24 protein-coding genes are annotated in these 15797 nt (G+C 44.8%); 19 read left to right on the top strand and 5 right to left on the bottom strand.

The window, feature by feature from the left end; all coding sequences use genetic code 11:
* Positions 1-19: 19 nt before the first annotated feature.
* The 17 genes from rplN to rplQ all read left to right on the top strand — a co-directional run bounded on the left by rplN (position 20) and on the right by rplQ (position 8575).
* Complete coding sequence (rplN, locus tag R7Q11_RS09500; protein WP_004410450.1) at positions 20-391, top strand: 50S ribosomal protein L14; 372 nt, start codon at positions 20-22, stop codon at positions 389-391.
* A gap of 13 nt (positions 392-404) precedes the next feature.
* The gene (gene rplX, locus R7Q11_RS09495; protein ID WP_005379574.1) at positions 405-722 is read left to right on the top strand and encodes a 50S ribosomal protein L24; all 318 of its coding nucleotides are present in this window, start codon (positions 405-407) and stop codon (positions 720-722) included.
* A gap of 23 nt (positions 723-745) precedes the next feature.
* Entirely contained in the window at positions 746-1285 is a 540-nt protein-coding gene (rplE, locus tag R7Q11_RS09490) for a 50S ribosomal protein L5 (protein WP_005379573.1), read from the top strand.
* 17 nt (positions 1286-1302) lie between these two features.
* Complete coding sequence (gene rpsN, locus R7Q11_RS09485; RefSeq protein ID WP_004410442.1) at positions 1303-1608, top strand: 30S ribosomal protein S14; 306 nt, start codon at positions 1303-1305, stop codon at positions 1606-1608.
* A 29-nt stretch (positions 1609-1637) separates the two neighbouring features.
* Complete coding sequence (gene rpsH / locus R7Q11_RS09480; RefSeq protein ID WP_005379572.1) at positions 1638-2030, top strand: 30S ribosomal protein S8; 393 nt, start codon at positions 1638-1640, stop codon at positions 2028-2030.
* 13 nt (positions 2031-2043) lie between these two features.
* Positions 2044-2577, top strand: a complete 534-nt coding sequence (gene rplF, locus R7Q11_RS09475) for a 50S ribosomal protein L6 (protein ID WP_005379570.1) — start codon at positions 2044-2046, stop codon at positions 2575-2577.
* A gap of 9 nt (positions 2578-2586) precedes the next feature.
* Positions 2587-2940 carry a 50S ribosomal protein L18 gene (gene rplR, locus R7Q11_RS09470; protein ID WP_005379568.1) on the top strand — a complete coding sequence of 118 codons (354 nt, stop codon included), beginning with the start codon at positions 2587-2589 and terminating at the stop codon, positions 2938-2940.
* A 14-nt stretch (positions 2941-2954) separates the two neighbouring features.
* Positions 2955-3458, top strand: a complete 504-nt coding sequence (gene rpsE, locus R7Q11_RS09465) for a 30S ribosomal protein S5 (protein ID WP_004745894.1) — start codon at positions 2955-2957, stop codon at positions 3456-3458.
* A gap of 7 nt (positions 3459-3465) precedes the next feature.
* Entirely contained in the window at positions 3466-3642 is a 177-nt protein-coding gene (gene rpmD, locus R7Q11_RS09460) for a 50S ribosomal protein L30 (RefSeq protein ID WP_005379565.1), read from the top strand.
* A 5-nt stretch (positions 3643-3647) separates the two neighbouring features.
* Complete coding sequence (gene rplO, locus R7Q11_RS09455) at positions 3648-4082, top strand: 50S ribosomal protein L15 (protein ID WP_005383155.1); 435 nt, start codon at positions 3648-3650, stop codon at positions 4080-4082.
* 20 nt (positions 4083-4102) lie between these two features.
* Complete coding sequence (gene secY, locus R7Q11_RS09450) at positions 4103-5437, top strand: preprotein translocase subunit SecY (protein WP_005379562.1); 1335 nt, start codon at positions 4103-4105, stop codon at positions 5435-5437.
* A 38-nt stretch (positions 5438-5475) separates the two neighbouring features.
* Positions 5476-5589 carry a 50S ribosomal protein L36 gene (gene rpmJ / locus R7Q11_RS09445; RefSeq protein ID WP_000868186.1) on the top strand — a complete coding sequence of 38 codons (114 nt, stop codon included), beginning with the start codon at positions 5476-5478 and terminating at the stop codon, positions 5587-5589.
* A gap of 149 nt (positions 5590-5738) precedes the next feature.
* Complete coding sequence (gene rpsM, locus R7Q11_RS09440; RefSeq protein WP_005383154.1) at positions 5739-6095, top strand: 30S ribosomal protein S13; 357 nt, start codon at positions 5739-5741, stop codon at positions 6093-6095.
* Positions 6096-6113: 18 nt separating this feature from the next.
* Positions 6114-6503 (top strand): 30S ribosomal protein S11, encoded by a 390-nt coding sequence (rpsK, locus tag R7Q11_RS09435; protein WP_001118870.1) that lies wholly within the window; start codon positions 6114-6116, stop codon positions 6501-6503.
* Positions 6504-6530: 27 nt separating this feature from the next.
* Positions 6531-7151, top strand: a complete 621-nt coding sequence (gene rpsD, locus R7Q11_RS09430; RefSeq protein ID WP_005383146.1) for a 30S ribosomal protein S4 — start codon at positions 6531-6533, stop codon at positions 7149-7151.
* A gap of 24 nt (positions 7152-7175) precedes the next feature.
* Positions 7176-8168 (top strand): DNA-directed RNA polymerase subunit alpha, encoded by a 993-nt coding sequence (locus R7Q11_RS09425; RefSeq protein WP_005383143.1) that lies wholly within the window; start codon positions 7176-7178, stop codon positions 8166-8168.
* A gap of 26 nt (positions 8169-8194) precedes the next feature.
* A complete protein-coding gene (gene rplQ / locus R7Q11_RS09420; protein WP_005383141.1) occupies positions 8195-8575 on the top strand; it encodes a 50S ribosomal protein L17 in 381 nt (126 codons plus the stop codon).
* Positions 8576-8710: 135 nt separating this feature from the next.
* On the opposite strand, the gene R7Q11_RS09415 is transcribed toward rplQ, so the two are convergent.
* Positions 8711-9190: a DUF2780 domain-containing protein gene (locus tag R7Q11_RS09415; RefSeq protein WP_017820297.1), complete on the bottom strand. Its 480-nt coding sequence runs from the start codon at positions 9188-9190 to the stop codon at positions 8711-8713.
* A gap of 153 nt (positions 9191-9343) precedes the next feature.
* The gene (locus R7Q11_RS09410) at positions 9344-9964 is read right to left on the bottom strand and encodes an FKBP-type peptidyl-prolyl cis-trans isomerase (RefSeq protein ID WP_005383137.1); all 621 of its coding nucleotides are present in this window, start codon (positions 9962-9964) and stop codon (positions 9344-9346) included.
* 233 nt (positions 9965-10197) lie between these two features.
* Between R7Q11_RS09410 and R7Q11_RS09405 the strand changes: the two genes are divergently transcribed.
* On the top strand, positions 10198-10794 hold the full coding sequence (locus tag R7Q11_RS09405) for a LysM-like peptidoglycan-binding domain-containing protein (protein ID WP_017820296.1): 597 nt from the start codon (positions 10198-10200) through the stop codon (positions 10792-10794).
* A gap of 91 nt (positions 10795-10885) precedes the next feature.
* Here the strand turns inward: R7Q11_RS09405 and R7Q11_RS09400 are convergent, their stop codons facing one another.
* Positions 10886-11347 (bottom strand): GNAT family N-acetyltransferase, encoded by a 462-nt coding sequence (locus tag R7Q11_RS09400; RefSeq protein ID WP_017820295.1) that lies wholly within the window; start codon positions 11345-11347, stop codon positions 10886-10888.
* A 142-nt stretch (positions 11348-11489) separates the two neighbouring features.
* On the opposite strand from R7Q11_RS09400, the gene dbpA reads away from it, so the two are divergent.
* The gene (gene dbpA / locus R7Q11_RS09395; protein ID WP_005379583.1) at positions 11490-12869 is read left to right on the top strand and encodes an ATP-dependent RNA helicase DbpA; all 1380 of its coding nucleotides are present in this window, start codon (positions 11490-11492) and stop codon (positions 12867-12869) included.
* A gap of 54 nt (positions 12870-12923) precedes the next feature.
* Here the strand turns inward: dbpA and R7Q11_RS09390 are convergent, their stop codons facing one another.
* Complete coding sequence (locus R7Q11_RS09390; RefSeq protein ID WP_005379584.1) at positions 12924-13502, bottom strand: Crp/Fnr family transcriptional regulator; 579 nt, start codon at positions 13500-13502, stop codon at positions 12924-12926.
* A gap of 97 nt (positions 13503-13599) precedes the next feature.
* Positions 13600-15561 carry a 2',3'-cyclic-nucleotide 2'-phosphodiesterase gene (cpdB, locus tag R7Q11_RS09385; protein WP_225466396.1) on the bottom strand — a complete coding sequence of 654 codons (1962 nt, stop codon included), beginning with the start codon at positions 15559-15561 and terminating at the stop codon, positions 13600-13602.
* Between the last annotated feature and the right edge of the window lie 236 nt (positions 15562-15797).

The raw sequence follows: 15797 nt of genomic DNA, 5'->3' as shown, positions 1-15797 counted from the left end.
TATTTAGCGGAGCACTAACATGATCCAAATGCAAAGTATGCTGGACGCAGCTGATAACTCAGGCGCACGCAGCGTAATGTGTATTAAGGTTCTGGGTGGCTCTCACCGCCGTTATGCACATATCGGTGACGTCATCAAAGTTACTGTGAAGGAAGCAATCCCTCGCGGTAAAGTTAAAAAAGGTGATGTTCTGAAGGCGGTGGTAGTGCGCACCCGTAAAGGCGTACGTCGTCCTGACGGTTCTGTCATTCGCTTCGACCGAAATGCTTGCGTATTGCTAAACGACAATACTGAGCAACCAATCGGTACACGTATCTTTGGTCCTGTGACACGCGAACTTCGTGGCGATAAGTTCATGAAGATCGTTTCACTGGCTCCAGAAGTTCTGTAAGGAGCACGTAGAAATGGCAGCTAAAATCCGTCGTAATGACGAAGTAATCGTTCTTGCTGGTAAAGACAAAGGCAAGAAAGGTAAAGTAACTAAGGTTCTAGCAACTGGTAAAGTTATCGTTGAAGGTATCAACCTAGTTAAGAAACATCAGAAACCTGTTCCAGCTATGGGTATCCAAGGCGGTATCGTAGAGCAAGAAGCAGCTATCGACGTTTCTAACGTGGCTATCTTTAACGCAGCTACTGGTAAAGCTGACCGTATCGGTTTCCGTTTTGAAGACGGCAAAAAAGTTCGTTTCTTCAAGTCTAACGGCGAAACCGTTTCTAACTAATAGAAGTAATTTGGAGTTCTACTATGGCGAAACTGCATGATTACTACAAGTCGTCTGTAGTCGCTGAACTGACCAAACAGTTCGGTTACACAAGCGTCATGCAAGTCCCTAGAATCGAGAAAATCACCCTAAACATGGGTGTTGGTGAAGCAATCAACGATAAGAAACTGCTAGAAAATGCAGCGTCTGATATGGCAACGATCTCTGGTCAAAAGCCACTTATCACAAAAGCGCGCAAATCTGTTGCAGGTTTCAAAATCCGTGAAGGCTACCCTATCGGTTGTAAAGTAACCTTGCGTGGCGAACGTATGTGGGATTTTCTTGAGCGTTTAATTAACATCGCTCTTCCACGTGTACGTGACTTCCGTGGTGTTAGCGCTAAGTCTTTTGACGGTCGCGGTAACTACAGCATGGGCGTTCGCGAGCAAATCATCTTCCCGGAAATCGACTTTGATAAAGTTGATCGAGTACGCGGTCTAGACATCACTATTACGACGTCTGCTGGTACTGATGAGGAAGGCCGTGCTCTGCTGGCTGCCTTTAACTTCCCATTCCGTAAGTAAGGTGAAGGGTTACTGTTATGGCTAAAAATTCAATGAAAGCACGTGAAGCAAAACGTGCGAAGCTAGTAGCTAAGTTCGCTGAAAAGCGTGCAGCGCTAAAAGCTATCATCAGCGATGTAAACGCATCTGAAGAAGATCGTTGGAACGCGGTTCTTACACTGCAATCTCTTCCACGTGATTCAAGTGCATCACGTCAGCGCAACCGTTGCAACCAAACTGGTCGTCCACACGGTTACCTACGTAAGTTCGGTCTAAGCCGTATTAAGGTTCGTGAAGCTTGCATGAAAGGCGAGATTCCGGGTCTTCGTAAGGCTAGCTGGTAATTGCCACTTAATCATTTGGAGTAAATCATATGAGCATGCAAGATCCGATTTCGGATATGCTGACCCGCGTTCGTAACGGTCAGGCAGCAAACAAAGTTGCTGTAAAAATGCCTTCTTCAAAGCTTAAAGTTGCAATTGCTGCACTACTAAAAGCTGAAGGTTACATCGTTGACTTCGCTGTTGAAGGCGAAGCAAAACCTGAGCTAGAAGTTACACTTAAGTACTTCCAAGCTAAACCAGTAATCGAGCAACTTAAACGTGTTTCTCGTCCAGGTCTACGTGTTTACAAGAAGAAAGATGAACTTCCTTCTGTAATGGGTGGTCTTGGTATTGCTATCGTTTCTACTTCCAAGGGTCTTATGTCAGACCGCGCTGCACGTAAAGCAGGTCTTGGTGGTGAAATCATCGCTTACGTAGCTTAATAAGGAGTAGACTATGTCTCGTGTTGCAAAAGCACCTGTCGCTATTCCAGCTGGCGTAGAGGTGAAACTAAACGGCCAAGAAATCACTGTAAAAGGTGCGAAAGGCGAACTAACTCGCGTTCTTAACAACGCAGTTGTAATCGCTCAGGAAGAAAATAACCTGACTTTCGGTCCTAAAGAAGGTGTTGCTAACGCATGGGCTCAAGCAGGTACTGCTCGCGCTCTAGTTAACAACATGGTTGTTGGTGTTACTGAAGGCTTTACTAAGAAGCTAACTCTTAAAGGTGTAGGTTACCGTGCTGCTATCAAAGGCAACGCTGTAGGTCTAACACTAGGCTTCTCACACCCAGTTGAGCACGAGTTGCCAGCGGGTATTAAAGCTGAATGTCCAAGCCAAACTGAAATCGTGATCACTGGTGCTGACAAGCAACTAGTTGGTCAAGTTGCGGCTGACATTCGTTCTTACCGTGAGCCTGAGCCATACAAAGGCAAAGGTGTTCGTTACGCAGATGAAAATGTGCGTACTAAAGAAGCTAAGAAGAAGTAAGGTAACACTATGGATAAGAAAGCATCTCGCATCCGTCGTGCTACACGTGCACGTCGTAAGATTGCAGAACTGGGTGCGACTCGCCTAGTTGTACACCGTACTCCTCGTCACGTGTACGCACAGGTTATCGCGGCTAACGGCTCTGAGGTTATCGCAGCAGCTTCTACTGTAGAAAAAGCGATCCGTGAGCAAGTGAAATACACTGGTAACGTTGATGCAGCTAAAGCAGTGGGTAAAGCTATTGCTGAGCGCGCTCTAGAGAAGGGCGTAACTGCAGTTGCATTTGATCGTTCTGGTTTCCAATACCACGGTCGAGTAGCGGCGCTAGCAGAATCTGCTCGCGAAGCTGGTCTGAAATTCTAAGGTAGGGTTGGAAGATGGCTAAAGAACAACAAGTTCAAGCGAATGATTTGCAAGAAAAGCTAATCGCAGTTAACCGTGTTTCTAAAACGGTTAAAGGTGGTCGAATCATGAGCTTCACTGCACTAACAGTAGTTGGTGACGGTAACGGTCGTGTAGGTTTCGGTTACGGCAAAGCTCGTGAAGTACCTGCAGCGATTCAAAAAGCAATGGAAAAAGCGCGTCGTAACATGACTACGATCGCTCTAAACGAAGGCACTCTTCACCACCCAGTGAAAGGTCGCCATTCGGGCTCTAAAGTTTACATGCAGCCTGCTGCAGAAGGTACTGGTGTTATCGCAGGTGGTGCGATGCGTGCAGTACTAGAAGTTGCTGGTGTACACAACGTACTATCTAAAGCGTACGGTTCTACGAACCCTATCAACATCGTTCGTGCAACGATCGATGCACTAGGTAGCATGAAGTCACCAGAAATGGTTGCTGCTAAACGTGGTCTAACTGTTGAATCTATTTCGGAGTAAGAACACCATGGCAACTATTAAAGTAACTCAAACTAAAAGCTCAATTGGTCGTCTGCCAAAGCACAAAGCTACTTTGCGCGGTCTAGGTCTTCGTAAAATCAACCACACAGTAGAACTTGAAGATACTCCGTGTATTCGCGGTATGATCAACAAGGTTTACTACATGGTTAAAGTTGAGGAGTAATCAGAATGCGTTTGAATACTCTAGCACCGGCTGCTGGCGCGAAAACTTCTGCGAAGCGAGTAGGTCGTGGTATCGGTTCAGGCCTAGGTAAAACTGGTGGCCGTGGTCACAAAGGTCAAAAATCACGTTCTGGCGGCAGTGTTCGTCCAGGTTTCGAAGGCGGTCAGATGCCTCTGAAACAACGTCTACCAAAATTCGGTTTCACTTCTCGTAAGAGCCTAGTGTCTGCTGAAGTTCGTCTAGCTGAGCTAGCGAAAGTTTCTGGTGACGTAGTTGATCTAAACAGTCTTAAAGCTGCTAACATCATCACTAAGAACATCGAATTTGTAAAAGTTGTTCTTTCTGGTGAAATCAACAAAGCAGTGACTGTTAAAGGTCTACGTGTGACTAAAGGCGCTAAAGCTGCAATCGAAGCTGCAGGCGGTAAAATCGAGGAATAATCTCGAGGAACGAGGTACAGATGGCTAAGAAACCAGGACAAGATTTTCGTAGTGCTCAGAGCGGCTTAAGTGAACTAAAGTCGCGCTTGTTATTCGTAATTGGTGCACTTTTAGTATTCCGAGCCGGCTCTTTTGTGCCGATTCCTGGTATTGACGCTGCTGTACTTGCCGATTTGTTCGAACAGCAAAAAGGTACCATCGTTGAAATGTTTAACATGTTCTCCGGTGGTGCTCTTGAGCGTGCATCTATATTAGCATTGGGCATCATGCCGTATATTTCGGCATCTATTGTTGTCCAATTGCTAACTGTAGTTCATCCAGCGTTAGCTGAACTCAAAAAAGAGGGTGAAGCAGGCCGTCGTAAGATAAGCCAATACACACGCTACGGCACGCTTGTACTTGCAACCTTCCAAGCTATAGGTATTGCAACTGGCCTACCAAACATGGTCGACAATCTGGTTGTTATCAACCAAACCATGTTTACGCTAATTGCTACCGTAAGTTTAGTAACCGGTACCATGTTCTTGATGTGGTTAGGTGAACAAATTACAGAGCGCGGAATTGGTAACGGTATTTCGATACTGATTTTTGCAGGTATTGTTGCTGGATTGCCTTCTGCAATCGGTCAAACAATCGAGCAAGCGCGTCAAGGTGAATTGCATGTACTTCTTCTGTTGCTAATCGCGGTATTAGCTTTTGCAGTAATTTACTTCGTTGTTTTCATGGAACGTGGTCAACGCCGAATCGTCGTTAACTATGCGAAACGTCAACAAGGTCGTAAAGTATTTGCTGCGCAAAGCTCGCACTTGCCTCTTAAAATTAACATGGCAGGTGTAATTCCAGCGATTTTTGCATCAAGTATTATCTTGTTCCCAGGAACATTGGCTCAGTGGTTTGGTCAAAACGGTGAGAGCAGCGCGTTCGGTTGGTTAACTGACGTGTCTTTGGCTCTTAGCCCAGGTCAACCGTTGTATGTAATGCTTTATGCAGCAGCAATTATCTTCTTCTGTTTCTTCTACACGGCGTTGGTTTTCAACCCGCGTGAAACAGCAGATAACTTGAAGAAGTCTGGTGCATTCGTACCCGGTATCCGCCCAGGTGAGCAGACAGCGAAATACATTGATAAAGTAATGACACGTTTAACCCTTGCTGGTGCACTGTACATTACCTTTATCTGTCTGATTCCCGAGTTCATGATGGTCGCGTGGAACGTACGTTTCTACTTCGGCGGTACATCGCTACTAATCGTAGTTGTTGTAATTATGGACTTTATGGCACAGGTACAGACTCATCTGATGTCTCAACAGTATGATTCTGTGTTGAAGAAAGCGAATCTGAAAGGCTACGGCCGTTAATCCGGCGGTAGACTCAGTTTCATTTACGGAGTTTAGCAATGAAAGTTCGTGCTTCCGTTAAAAAAATCTGCCGTAACTGTAAAGTAATCAAGCGTAACGGTGTCGTTCGCGTGATTTGCAGTGAGCCAAAGCACAAACAGCGCCAAGGCTAATTAGCAGAAATTTTTACTTGAAAATGAAGGTTGGGTCGAGTATATTCCTCGGCCTACCTTTTGCGTGCAAAAGAAGTAGTATTCCGCAGCGTATCCATAACGGGCTTTGCTGCGGCTAATTCTTTTATAGAAACACTTAGGAGTGAATAATGGCCCGTATAGCAGGCATTAACATTCCTGATCAGAAACATGCAGTAATCGCTCTAACAGCGATCTACGGCATCGGTAAAACTCGCTCTCAAGCTATCCTAGCTGAAGTGGGTATTGCTGAAAATGTTAAGATCAGTGAACTAACTGAAGAGCAGATCGATCAACTGCGTGATGGTGTAGCTAAGTACACTGTAGAAGGTGATCTACGTCGTGAAGTATCTATGAACATCAAGCGTCTTATGGACCTTGGCTGTTACCGTGGTCTTCGTCATCGTCGCAGTCTACCACTACGTGGACAGCGTACTAAAACCAACGCTCGCACCCGTAAGGGTCCGCGTAAGCCGATCAAGAAATAATCGGGAAGGTAGAGTACAATGGCTAAACAACCAACTCGCGCTCGTAAGCGCGTACGCAAGCAAGTTGCAGATGGCGTTGCGCACATCCATGCTTCTTTCAATAACACAATCGTAACCATTACTGACCGTCAAGGTAACGCTCTTGCATGGGCTACTGCAGGTGGTTCTGGTTTCCGTGGTTCTCGTAAGTCTACTCCGTTCGCTGCACAGGTTGCTGCTGAGCGTTGTGCTGAAATGGCTAAAGAATACGGCCTAAAGAACTTGGAAGTTATGGTTAAGGGTCCTGGTCCAGGTCGCGAATCTACTGTTCGTGCACTAAACGCCGCTGGTTTCCGCATCACAAACATCGTTGATGCTACACCAATCCCTCATAACGGTTGTCGTCCACCTAAGAAACGTCGCGTATAACGTTTCTAGGACAATTGGAGAAGAATCATGGCAAGATATTTGGGTCCTAAGCTGAAGCTTAGCCGTCGTGAAGGCACTGACTTATTCCTTAAGTCTGGTGTTCGCGCGATCGATACCAAGTGTAAAATTGATAACGCACCAGGTGTACACGGCGCTCGTCGCGGTCGTCTATCTGAGTATGGCGTTCAGCTTCGTGAGAAGCAAAAAGTACGTCGTATGTACGGCGTTCTAGAAAAACAATTCCGTAACTACTACAAAGAAGCTGCTCGCCTAAAAGGCAACACTGGTGAAAACCTACTTCAGCTTCTTGAAGGTCGTCTTGATAACGTAGTTTACCGCATGGGCTTTGGCGCAACTCGCGCAGAAGCACGTCAGCTAGTTAGCCACAAAGCTATCCTAGTAAACGGTAAAGTTGTAAACGTTCCTTCTTTCAAAGTAGCGGCTAATGACGTTGTTTCTATTCGCGAGAAAGCTAAACAGCAAGCTCGTATCAAAGCAGCTCTAGAAGTTGCTGAACAACGTGAAAAACCAACTTGGATTGAAGTAGATGGTGGCAAGATGGAAGGTACATTCAAGCGTATGCCTGAACGTTCTGATCTATCAGCTGACATCAACGAACAATTGATCGTCGAGCTTTACTCTAAGTAAGGTTTAAACTAAAGAGAGGACACAATGCAGGGTTCTGTAACAGAATTTCTTAAGCCACGTCTAGTTGACATCGAACAAATCAGCTCGACTCACGCAAAAGTAACTCTTGAGCCATTAGAGCGTGGCTTTGGTCATACTCTGGGTAATGCACTTCGCCGCATCCTTCTATCTTCTATGCCAGGTTGTGCTGTAACAGAAGTAGAAATTGAAGGCGTACTTCATGAGTACAGCACGAAAGAAGGCGTTCAAGAAGATATTCTTGAAATTCTTCTAAACCTTAAAGGTTTGGCTGTGCGCGTTGCCGAAGGCAAAGATGAAGTGTTCATTACTTTGAACAAATCAGGCTCGGGCCCTGTGGTTGCAGGTGACATCACCCATGATGGTGATGTAGAGATCGCTAACCCTGAACACGTAATTTGTCACCTGACGGATGACAACGCTGAGATCGCAATGCGTATCAAAGTTGAACGTGGTCGTGGTTATGTTCCAGCTTCTGCGCGTATCCATAACGAAGAAGACGAGCGTCCTATCGGTCGCCTACTAGTAGATGCTACTTACAGCCCAGTAGACAAAATTGCCTACGCTGTAGAAGCAGCTCGTGTAGAACAGCGTACTGATCTAGACAAGCTTGTTATCGATATGGAAACAAACGGTACTCTAGAACCTGAGGAAGCAATCCGTCGTGCAGCTACAATCCTAGCTGAACAATTGGATGCATTCGTAGATCTTCGTGATGTACGAGTTCCTGAGGAGAAGGAAGAGAAGCCAGAATTCGATCCGATCCTACTGCGTCCTGTAGACGATCTTGAACTAACAGTTCGCTCTGCTAACTGTTTGAAAGCAGAAGCGATTCACTACATCGGTGATCTAGTACAACGTACTGAGGTTGAGCTACTTAAAACGCCTAACCTTGGTAAAAAATCTCTTACTGAGATTAAAGACGTACTTGCGTCACGTGGTCTGTCTCTGGGCATGCGCCTAGAAAACTGGCCACCTGCATCAATCGCTGAAGATTAATCGATACTAGTTAGAAGGATTAGGTCATGCGCCATCGTAAGAGTGGTCGTCAACTCAACCGCAACAGCTCACATCGCAAAGCGATGTTCAGCAACATGGCTAGCTCTCTAGTACGTCATGAAGTTATCAAGACTACTTTGCCAAAAGCAAAAGAGCTACGTCGCGTAGTTGAGCCTTTGATTACACTAGCTAAGACTGACAGTGTTGCTAACCGTCGTCTAGCATTTGCACGTACTCGTGACAACGAAGTAGTTGCAAAACTATTTAACGAACTAGGTCCACGTTTTGCTGCTCGTCAGGGCGGTTACACTCGTATCCTAAAAGCTGGCTTCCGTGCTGGTGATAAAGCTCCAATGGCTTACATTGAGCTTGTAGATCGCCCAGCTGCTGAAGAAGCTGCTGAGTAATCAGTTCGTAAGAACGAGAAAGCCGAGCATTAGCTCGGCTTTTTTGTATCTGTAATTCAGTAAACCTTTATATCCAGCCTGCATTTATTTCAACCCATGCAGACTGGCAATTTAAAAAGTGACTATCACTTGCGCTTATTTACTAGTATTCCACAACCCGCCCAACGAACTTAGAAGCCCTTCGCTAGCGCCTTGCTTGTTCAAGTAATCCAAGATTACTGGAGCAAACTGACTGATCATAGATGGGTCTAAACCTAACGTATCGAATGCACTTTTTACTGCACTGATATTCTCAATATTTCCTAGTAAGCTTTGTGCTCCTTGCAAGTTTGAAAGTCCAGGAATCAAAGACTGTAACTCACTACTATTTTCTTGCGAAAGCTGGCTTTGAGCCAAAGCGAGTAGTGCACCACTGCCTCCGGCTGCTTGCTCAGTGGATACTGGTAATTGGCTAGTTAGCATGTCTGTTAATGGAGACGACTCGGTGTTCAAGCTGCTGCCGACCATGTCCATCAGGCCACTTTCTTTACTTTTTTGAGTGACTGAATCTAAGAATGCGTGCGCACTACCAATGTTGATTGATAGGAGTGCTAGAGTTAGGAGTGTTTTACGCATAGTACCTCCAAAGGTTGAGCGTTTTTTAAAAGTGATTTTATTTTTAAAGGCTATCAGAGTGAAAGGTTCAGAGGTGAGAAAGTCTATTCAGTTTAGACAAAAAAACGGCGCTAGTGCGCCGTTTTATTTAATCATAATTGAAAATGGTTTCAATTAGATAATATCTAATAGTTCTACTTCGAAAACTAAAGCTGCAAATGGAGGGATAGCCGCACCAGCGCCACGCTCACCGTACGCAAGATCTTGTGGTACGTATAGCTTCCACTTAGAGCCAACAGGCATTAGTTGTAGTGCCTCTACCCAACCTTTGATTACACCTGTAACAGGGAATTCAGCAGGTTGACCGCGAGATACAGAGCTATCGAATACAGTACCGTCAGTTAGCTCACCGTGGTAGTGAACGCGAACTGAGCTTTCTGCTGTAGGAACTGCACCAGTACCTTCAGAAATGATTTCGTACTGAAGACCAGAGTCTAGAACGTTAACTTCAGGTCGTAGAGCGTTGTCTTTTAGGAACGCTTCGCCTTCTGCTGCCGCAATTTTTGCTGCTTCTTGGCGAGCTGTTTCTGCACGAGTGTGAAGTTCTTGTAGTGCTTTGTTGATTTCATCAATTTCGATTGATGGCATGTCACCAGTTAGTGCTGTTGCAATACCTGCTGCGATAGCATCAACGCTAAGACCTTCAAGACCAGAGCCTGCAAGTTGCTGACCCATTTGCAGACCAATGCCGTAGCTTGCTTTTTGTTCTGCAGTTTCAAATTTAATTTCAGACATGAATGTCGCTCTTTATTAGGAGTGATAAAGGTAACAGGATATCAGTTTCGAGCTTAGGTTTAAATGATTGCGACTGAATGCTTAATTGAGGCGGCCAGGTTGTGACTTATCTCTTACTCCAAGTGAAATTTCTGCTAATTTAATCCCAATTCCATTTTAGTTTGGTGAAAAACATATACTCTCCGCGTCGGTATTTTTATACTGACCGTAGAAGTATTAAGGGACTCATTACAATGAATCGTCGCAGAAAGAAAAAGCAGCAAGTCGACTATGTCGAATTGGTTAAACAAAAATTCGCTGCTATCGACTGGAAGCAGCCGTTCAACAAAGAGCAATGGTTGGAGCGTATACAGCCTGTTAAGCAGTTTTGGTTGCGTCTGCCTAAATTTCATCAGCGTGCTTTGATGGTCTTAGTGCCATTGATTCTGGTACTCCTTGTTATTCCTTTGCCAAATAAAACAGATCAACCAGTTGAGCAGACTGAGGTCGATCATCAACGCGTAGCGATTGAGCTGAACGCGCAGAGTTTAAGCCAGCAGAGAACCTCTCAGAACTCTGGACCGAAATCTGAAGATTGGAAAGAGTACACGGTTAAAAATGGTGATACATTAGCGCAGGTTTTCAGAAGTAATCAGCTCTCTATGGCGGATCTTAGCGCTCTGGTCAAAATAGAAGGCAGTGATAAGCCGCTAAGCCAAATAAAGCAGGGACAGTTGATTCGCTTTAAGCTTAGTGACGAAGGCGAGTTAGATATGCTACAGCTGGAAAAAAGCGGGCGGTCCGTTATGTTTTTCCGTTTGTCGGATGGGACCTTTGGGCGTAACAAGTAAACGCTTCAAATGAAAAGACGCGAATATATCGCGTCTTTTTAGTTAGTTTTTTAATTCGATTAGTTTTCATAGTAACCAATCGAATTGAAACTTATAGCGCTACGGATTCTTTCCGCATATCCACATGAGGGATACCATCTTCAAGATAGCACTCTGAGATAACCTTGAATCCATGACTAGCATAAAACTGGATGAGGTGTTCTTGAGCACCTATATCTATTGTCTGTCCTGGCCATAATGTTTCGCATTGTGCCAAGGCCTTGTCCAATAACTTATGACCTAAGCCACCGCCTCGCGCGGTCTGCTTTGTCACCACTCGACCAATACTCACATTGTCATACGTAGTGCCTGCGGGCAGTAATCTTGCGCAAGCAACCAGTTCATCACCGTGATAGCCTATTAGATGATAAACGCCTTCCAGTGTGTCCTTACCATCAAGTTCAGGGTAAGGGCAGGTTTGTTCAACAACGAATACATCCACACGCAATTTCATCATTTCATACAGCTGTGTGGTTGTTAGCTGAGCAAAGGGCAAAGTAATCCAAGTGAGCATGTTGTTATCCGTAATGAGAATAGAGTGACTGACTTTACTTTGTTTTGAGCTCATACTCATTAACAAAGGTTAATTAGCACTGGTTTTCCCACCAAATCTGGTGATAATGTGCCCTCTTTCCATCTCACCTGAGGATATCCCCGTGAGCAAACAAACATTCGATCAAGTTGGGCTGAACCCAGCGTTACTCGCCACACTTGATTCCCTGAACTATACCCACATGACGCCAATTCAAGCTTTGAGCTTGCCTGCAATCCTAAAACATCGTGATGTCATCGGGCAGGGTAAAACGGGCTCAGGTAAAACCGCTGCATTTGGTTTAGGGGTTTTATCGAACCTCAACGTCAAACGCTTTCGTGTCCAGTCATTAGTATTGTGTCCAACACGTGAGCTTGCAGATCAAGTAGCGAAGGAAATTCGTACTTTAGGTCGCGGCATTCATAATATTAAAGTGCTTACTCTCTGCGGTGGGATGCCAATGGGGCCACAAATTGGTTCGTTAGAGCATGGTGCGCATATCCTAGTTGGTACTCCTGGTCGTATTTTGGATCACCTTGAGAAAGGCCGAATTGATCTTAGCGAACTGAATACCTTGGTGCTAGATGAAGCTGATCGCATGTTGGACATGGGTTTCCAAGACGCATTAGATGCAATCATCGATGCAGCGCCAAAGCAGCGCCAAACTCTACTTTTCAGTGCTACTTTTCCAGAGAAAATTGAGCAAATTGCGCAGCGTATAATGCAGACACCGGAAGTGATTAAGGTGGAATCGACGCATGATACCTCAAGCATTGCGCAGTACTTCTATAAAGTTGAAGGCTCGGAAGCACGTGATGAAGCGTTGGCGAATTTGCTGCTGACTCACCAACCAGAGTCCGCGGTGGTTTTTTGTAATACCAAAAAAGAAGTTCAAAGTGTCGCAGATGAGTTGCATCACAAAGGATTCAGCGTTATCGATATCCATGGGGACTTAGAGCAGCGTGAACGCGACCAAGCATTGGTGCAGTTTGCTAACAAGAGTGTGTCTATCCTTGTTGCAACAGACGTTGCGGCGCGTGGTTTGGACGTTGATAATCTTGACGCTGTCTTTAACTTTGAGCTATCGCGCGATCCTGAGGTTCATGTGCACCGTATTGGTCGTACAGGTCGTGCGGGTAGTAAAGGTTTAGCGTTCAGCTTTTTTGGTGAGAAAGACGGTTTACGTGTAGCTCGTATTGAAGAATACCTAGAGATGGACGTGGTACCAGCAACATTGCCTGCCAAATCAAATCAGCAGCCATACCAAGCGAAAATGGTGACGATTAACATTGATGGCGGTAAGAAACAGAAAGTACGACCGGGTGATATTTTAGGTTGTTTGACAGGAAAAAATGGTATTCCAGGCTCTCAAGTCGGAAAGATTCACCTATTCCCTGTGCGCGCTTATGTTGCCGTCGAAAAGTCTGTGGCTAAAAAGGCTCTACAAACCATTAGTAACGGCAAGATGAAAGGGCGCCAGTTCCGGGCGCGAATTCTTAAATAGCTCAAATAGCAGAGAAAAAGCTCTTCGTTTGAAGAGCTTTTTTCTTTTTTGAGTTTATTTGAGAGTGTGATCTTTGGTTAAGCGTGCTTTGATTCGACTCAAACTGATTGGCGTAATGCCCAGGTAGGCCGCAATTTGACTATCGGTAATACGTTGCTTTAAATCTGGGTAATGAGCGCAAAATAATTGATATCGTTCCTCTGGAGAGTAGAGCAACATAAAGCGTTCTTTATTCTCTTTATTAACCAGTTGGTTTTCGAGTAGCTTTAAGTAAATTGCGTGCTTTTCTGCTCGCCAGTGATGCAACGTTTCAATTGGCAAGCAAAATAGCTGACAAGCGCTCAGCGTTTCCAATAAGTAAGGCGAAGGTTGGTCCTTTATTATGCTCTCAAACCCGATAACCCAGTCCTTCTCCCAATAAAATTCTTTACTGAATTCTTTGCCGTGCTCCGTGAGATAGCTTGCGTGGCATAACCCCTCAATGATGAAGTAAAGGTGTGAGCTCAACTCCCCTTGGTGATTAAGAATGTGGCGTGTAGGCAGTTCGAGCAACTCACCATTTTCAATAAGTTGGTTTGCTTCTGTCTCTAAAAAGCCATGATTGACTAAGTCTGAAAAAAGATCGATGTGCATGTGATAACTCGGAAACGGTTTTCTTTATTTTAACGGGTTTTATTGATAACAAAAAAGCGGCTCATGAGAGCCGCTTAGTGTTGCTGTCAAATCAACCTTATTTATTCAGATCGATTTGATAAATTGCGAAACCAATGTCGTCTGTTGACACGCGTTTCATTGGGTATTGTCCTTTCTCTTTGATGAACTGCGCCGCTTTATCGCTAGGGGAGGTTTCGAAACGAATATCTAGCTTGTTATCGGACTTAATCGGTGCGAAAGACCAGTTGTTGTCAGCGCTTGGTGTCACTTCTCCTTTTTCTTCACTCACGCGAGAAATATAAGTGGCGACGACAGAGCGGTTTTCATCTGGTGCGTCAAATGCAATGAAATCTGGGCCTGTACCAGGGAAAGTATTGCTATAAGCACGGTAGTTATTGGTTGCGATGATGAAATCTTGCTTCGGATTGACAGGATTACCATTAAACGTCAGATTCACAATGCGCTGAGAATCTGGATTAATCACTTTACAATCCGCATCGTACTTCGGCGGTTGGGTAACGTCGATTTGGTAGTTAACCCCATCAATAACATCGAAGTTGTAAGTACGGAAATTATCCCAATCAATCAAAGATTGCGGTTTAGGATTGTTGATGTCGATGTGGTTGAATTGACCCGCACTGCACTCTAGCCATTCGCGAACTTCTTTACCTTTCACTTTCATCGCAACCAAGGTGTTTGGGTATAAGTAAAGATCGGCCGCATTACGGAAGGTGAGCTGACCGGACTCTACTTCTGTAAAGTTATTCGGATCGTTCTTACGACCGCCGACTTTAAATGGTGCTGCTGCACTCAGTACTGGAATGTCAGAAAGGTCTGGGTCGCCTTGAATAAAGCGTTCTACGTAGTCTTTCTGAGCAAGGTTAACGATTTGAATGGTGGGGTCGTCCTGCACTAATGCCAAGAAGCTGTACATGACATCATTTGCTTTGCCGATTGGTTGGTTTACAAATTCACGAGTGCCTTTGTGATCTTCTTCTAACGCTTTCACAATATCTTCATCGGCTTTAGCTAATGACTTCTTATTTACTTTATCGAAGATAGGGCGTGCTTCTGCTTGGCCTTCGACGACTTGCCATCTGCCGTCTTTCTCTTTCAGCATCAAATCCATCACACCTACATGACTTCCCCAGCGACCAGGCATCACTGACGTCACACCATTGATGGTCCCTTTATCTATATCAACACCAGGTAGGTTTGCGAAGTCTTTCCCTGGGAAGACGGCGTGAGAGTGGCCAAAAGCAATCGCATCAATACCTTCAACTTCTGTGAGGTAGTAAACAGAGTTTTCTGCGCCTAGTTTGTATGGATCAGTAGAAATGCCCGAGTGTGGAATCGCCACAATCACGTCTGCGCCTTCTTTCTTCATTTGAGGAATCAGTTTCTCTGCTGTTTCCTTAATGTCTTTAGCAAAGACTTTGCCTTCTAAGTTCTTCTTATCCCACACCATAATTTGTGGTGGTACAAAGCCGATGTAACCCACTTTTATTTGATGCGCTTCGCCGTTTGTGTCTTTAAAAGTATGAGTTTTGATGAGGTAAGGCTTGAAGTAATGCTCACCGGTTTGTTTATCAAATACGTTTGCGTTGATGTAAGGGAAGTTTGCCCCCTTCAACGTCTTTTGTAGAAAATCTAAGCCATAGTTGAACTCATGATTGCCAATATTGCCCACATCGTAGTCTAGCTGGTTCATCGCTTTGTAGACTGGGTGCACGTCGCCGGGATTAATCCCCTTTGCCGCCATGTAATCGCCCATTGGGCTGCCCTGAATTAAATCACCGTTATCTACTAGTACCGTGTTTTCTGCCTCGGACTTAGCTTGTTTCACTATTGTTGCTGCGCGACTTAAACCGATTTGCTGTGATGGTTGGTCTTTGTAGTAATCGTAATCCATCACGTTGGTGTGAATGTCGGTGGTTTCGATAATACGAAGCTTGATGGTATCGGCCATTGCTGGGCCAGCAAGCGTTAGCATGCCACTTAATACTGCGAGGGAAATAGGATGAACTGCCACTTTCATTTGGTGCTCCAATTCAATGATAAGGGGAAATCGTACTGCGTAATGTATCAAACACAGATGCAACTCGATGATAAAGATACAGAAAACTGTGAACATTAATCAGTTTACTGAACCTTATTCATATTAACCGCCGACTTTTTCACGCTTTTGAATGAGACCAAACAAAAACTTCTTAGCAGATTTTTGAATAAAAAATGAAATTTTAGAATTTCAGGTAATATAAACGCCCCGCCATA

The organism is Vibrio sp. 970, assembly GCF_033339075.1.
Note: the sequence above shows the minus strand (reverse complement) of the source record. Positions and strands in the feature narration are given on the sequence as shown.

What these genes read in the sequence shown, in the direction of transcription:
- rpsN (WP_004410442.1), top strand. Translation starts at nt 1,303, where the DNA reads ATGGCTAAAAATTCAATGAAAGCACGTGAAGCAAAACGTGCGAAGCTA.
- rpmJ (WP_000868186.1), top strand. Translation starts at nt 5,476, where the DNA reads ATGAAAGTTCGTGCTTCCGTTAAAAAAATCTGCCGTAACTGTAAAGTA.
- rpsD (WP_005383146.1), top strand. Translation starts at nt 6,531, where the DNA reads ATGGCAAGATATTTGGGTCCTAAGCTGAAGCTTAGCCGTCGTGAAGGC.
- rplO (WP_005383155.1), top strand. Translation starts at nt 3,648, where the DNA reads ATGCGTTTGAATACTCTAGCACCGGCTGCTGGCGCGAAAACTTCTGCG.
- rplQ (WP_005383141.1), top strand. Translation starts at nt 8,195, where the DNA reads ATGCGCCATCGTAAGAGTGGTCGTCAACTCAACCGCAACAGCTCACAT.
- cpdB (WP_225466396.1), bottom strand. Translation starts at nt 15,561, where the DNA reads ATGAAAGTGGCAGTTCATCCTATTTCCCTCGCAGTATTAAGTGGCATG.
- rplE (WP_005379573.1), top strand. Translation starts at nt 746, where the DNA reads ATGGCGAAACTGCATGATTACTACAAGTCGTCTGTAGTCGCTGAACTG.
- rpsE (WP_004745894.1), top strand. Translation starts at nt 2,955, where the DNA reads ATGGCTAAAGAACAACAAGTTCAAGCGAATGATTTGCAAGAAAAGCTA.
- rpsH (WP_005379572.1), top strand. Translation starts at nt 1,638, where the DNA reads ATGAGCATGCAAGATCCGATTTCGGATATGCTGACCCGCGTTCGTAAC.
- rplN (WP_004410450.1), top strand. Translation starts at nt 20, where the DNA reads ATGATCCAAATGCAAAGTATGCTGGACGCAGCTGATAACTCAGGCGCA.
- R7Q11_RS09400 (WP_017820295.1), bottom strand. Translation starts at nt 11,347, where the DNA reads ATGCTCACTTGGATTACTTTGCCCTTTGCTCAGCTAACAACCACACAG.
- R7Q11_RS09415 (WP_017820297.1), bottom strand. Translation starts at nt 9,190, where the DNA reads ATGCGTAAAACACTCCTAACTCTAGCACTCCTATCAATCAACATTGGT.
- R7Q11_RS09410 (WP_005383137.1), bottom strand. Translation starts at nt 9,964, where the DNA reads ATGTCTGAAATTAAATTTGAAACTGCAGAACAAAAAGCAAGCTACGGC.
- R7Q11_RS09405 (WP_017820296.1), top strand. Translation starts at nt 10,198, where the DNA reads ATGAATCGTCGCAGAAAGAAAAAGCAGCAAGTCGACTATGTCGAATTG.
- rplR (WP_005379568.1), top strand. Translation starts at nt 2,587, where the DNA reads ATGGATAAGAAAGCATCTCGCATCCGTCGTGCTACACGTGCACGTCGT.
- R7Q11_RS09390 (WP_005379584.1), bottom strand. Translation starts at nt 13,502, where the DNA reads ATGCACATCGATCTTTTTTCAGACTTAGTCAATCATGGCTTTTTAGAG.
- R7Q11_RS09425 (WP_005383143.1), top strand. Translation starts at nt 7,176, where the DNA reads ATGCAGGGTTCTGTAACAGAATTTCTTAAGCCACGTCTAGTTGACATC.
- rplX (WP_005379574.1), top strand. Translation starts at nt 405, where the DNA reads ATGGCAGCTAAAATCCGTCGTAATGACGAAGTAATCGTTCTTGCTGGT.
- rplF (WP_005379570.1), top strand. Translation starts at nt 2,044, where the DNA reads ATGTCTCGTGTTGCAAAAGCACCTGTCGCTATTCCAGCTGGCGTAGAG.
- rpmD (WP_005379565.1), top strand. Translation starts at nt 3,466, where the DNA reads ATGGCAACTATTAAAGTAACTCAAACTAAAAGCTCAATTGGTCGTCTG.
- secY (WP_005379562.1), top strand. Translation starts at nt 4,103, where the DNA reads ATGGCTAAGAAACCAGGACAAGATTTTCGTAGTGCTCAGAGCGGCTTA.
- rpsM (WP_005383154.1), top strand. Translation starts at nt 5,739, where the DNA reads ATGGCCCGTATAGCAGGCATTAACATTCCTGATCAGAAACATGCAGTA.
- rpsK (WP_001118870.1), top strand. Translation starts at nt 6,114, where the DNA reads ATGGCTAAACAACCAACTCGCGCTCGTAAGCGCGTACGCAAGCAAGTT.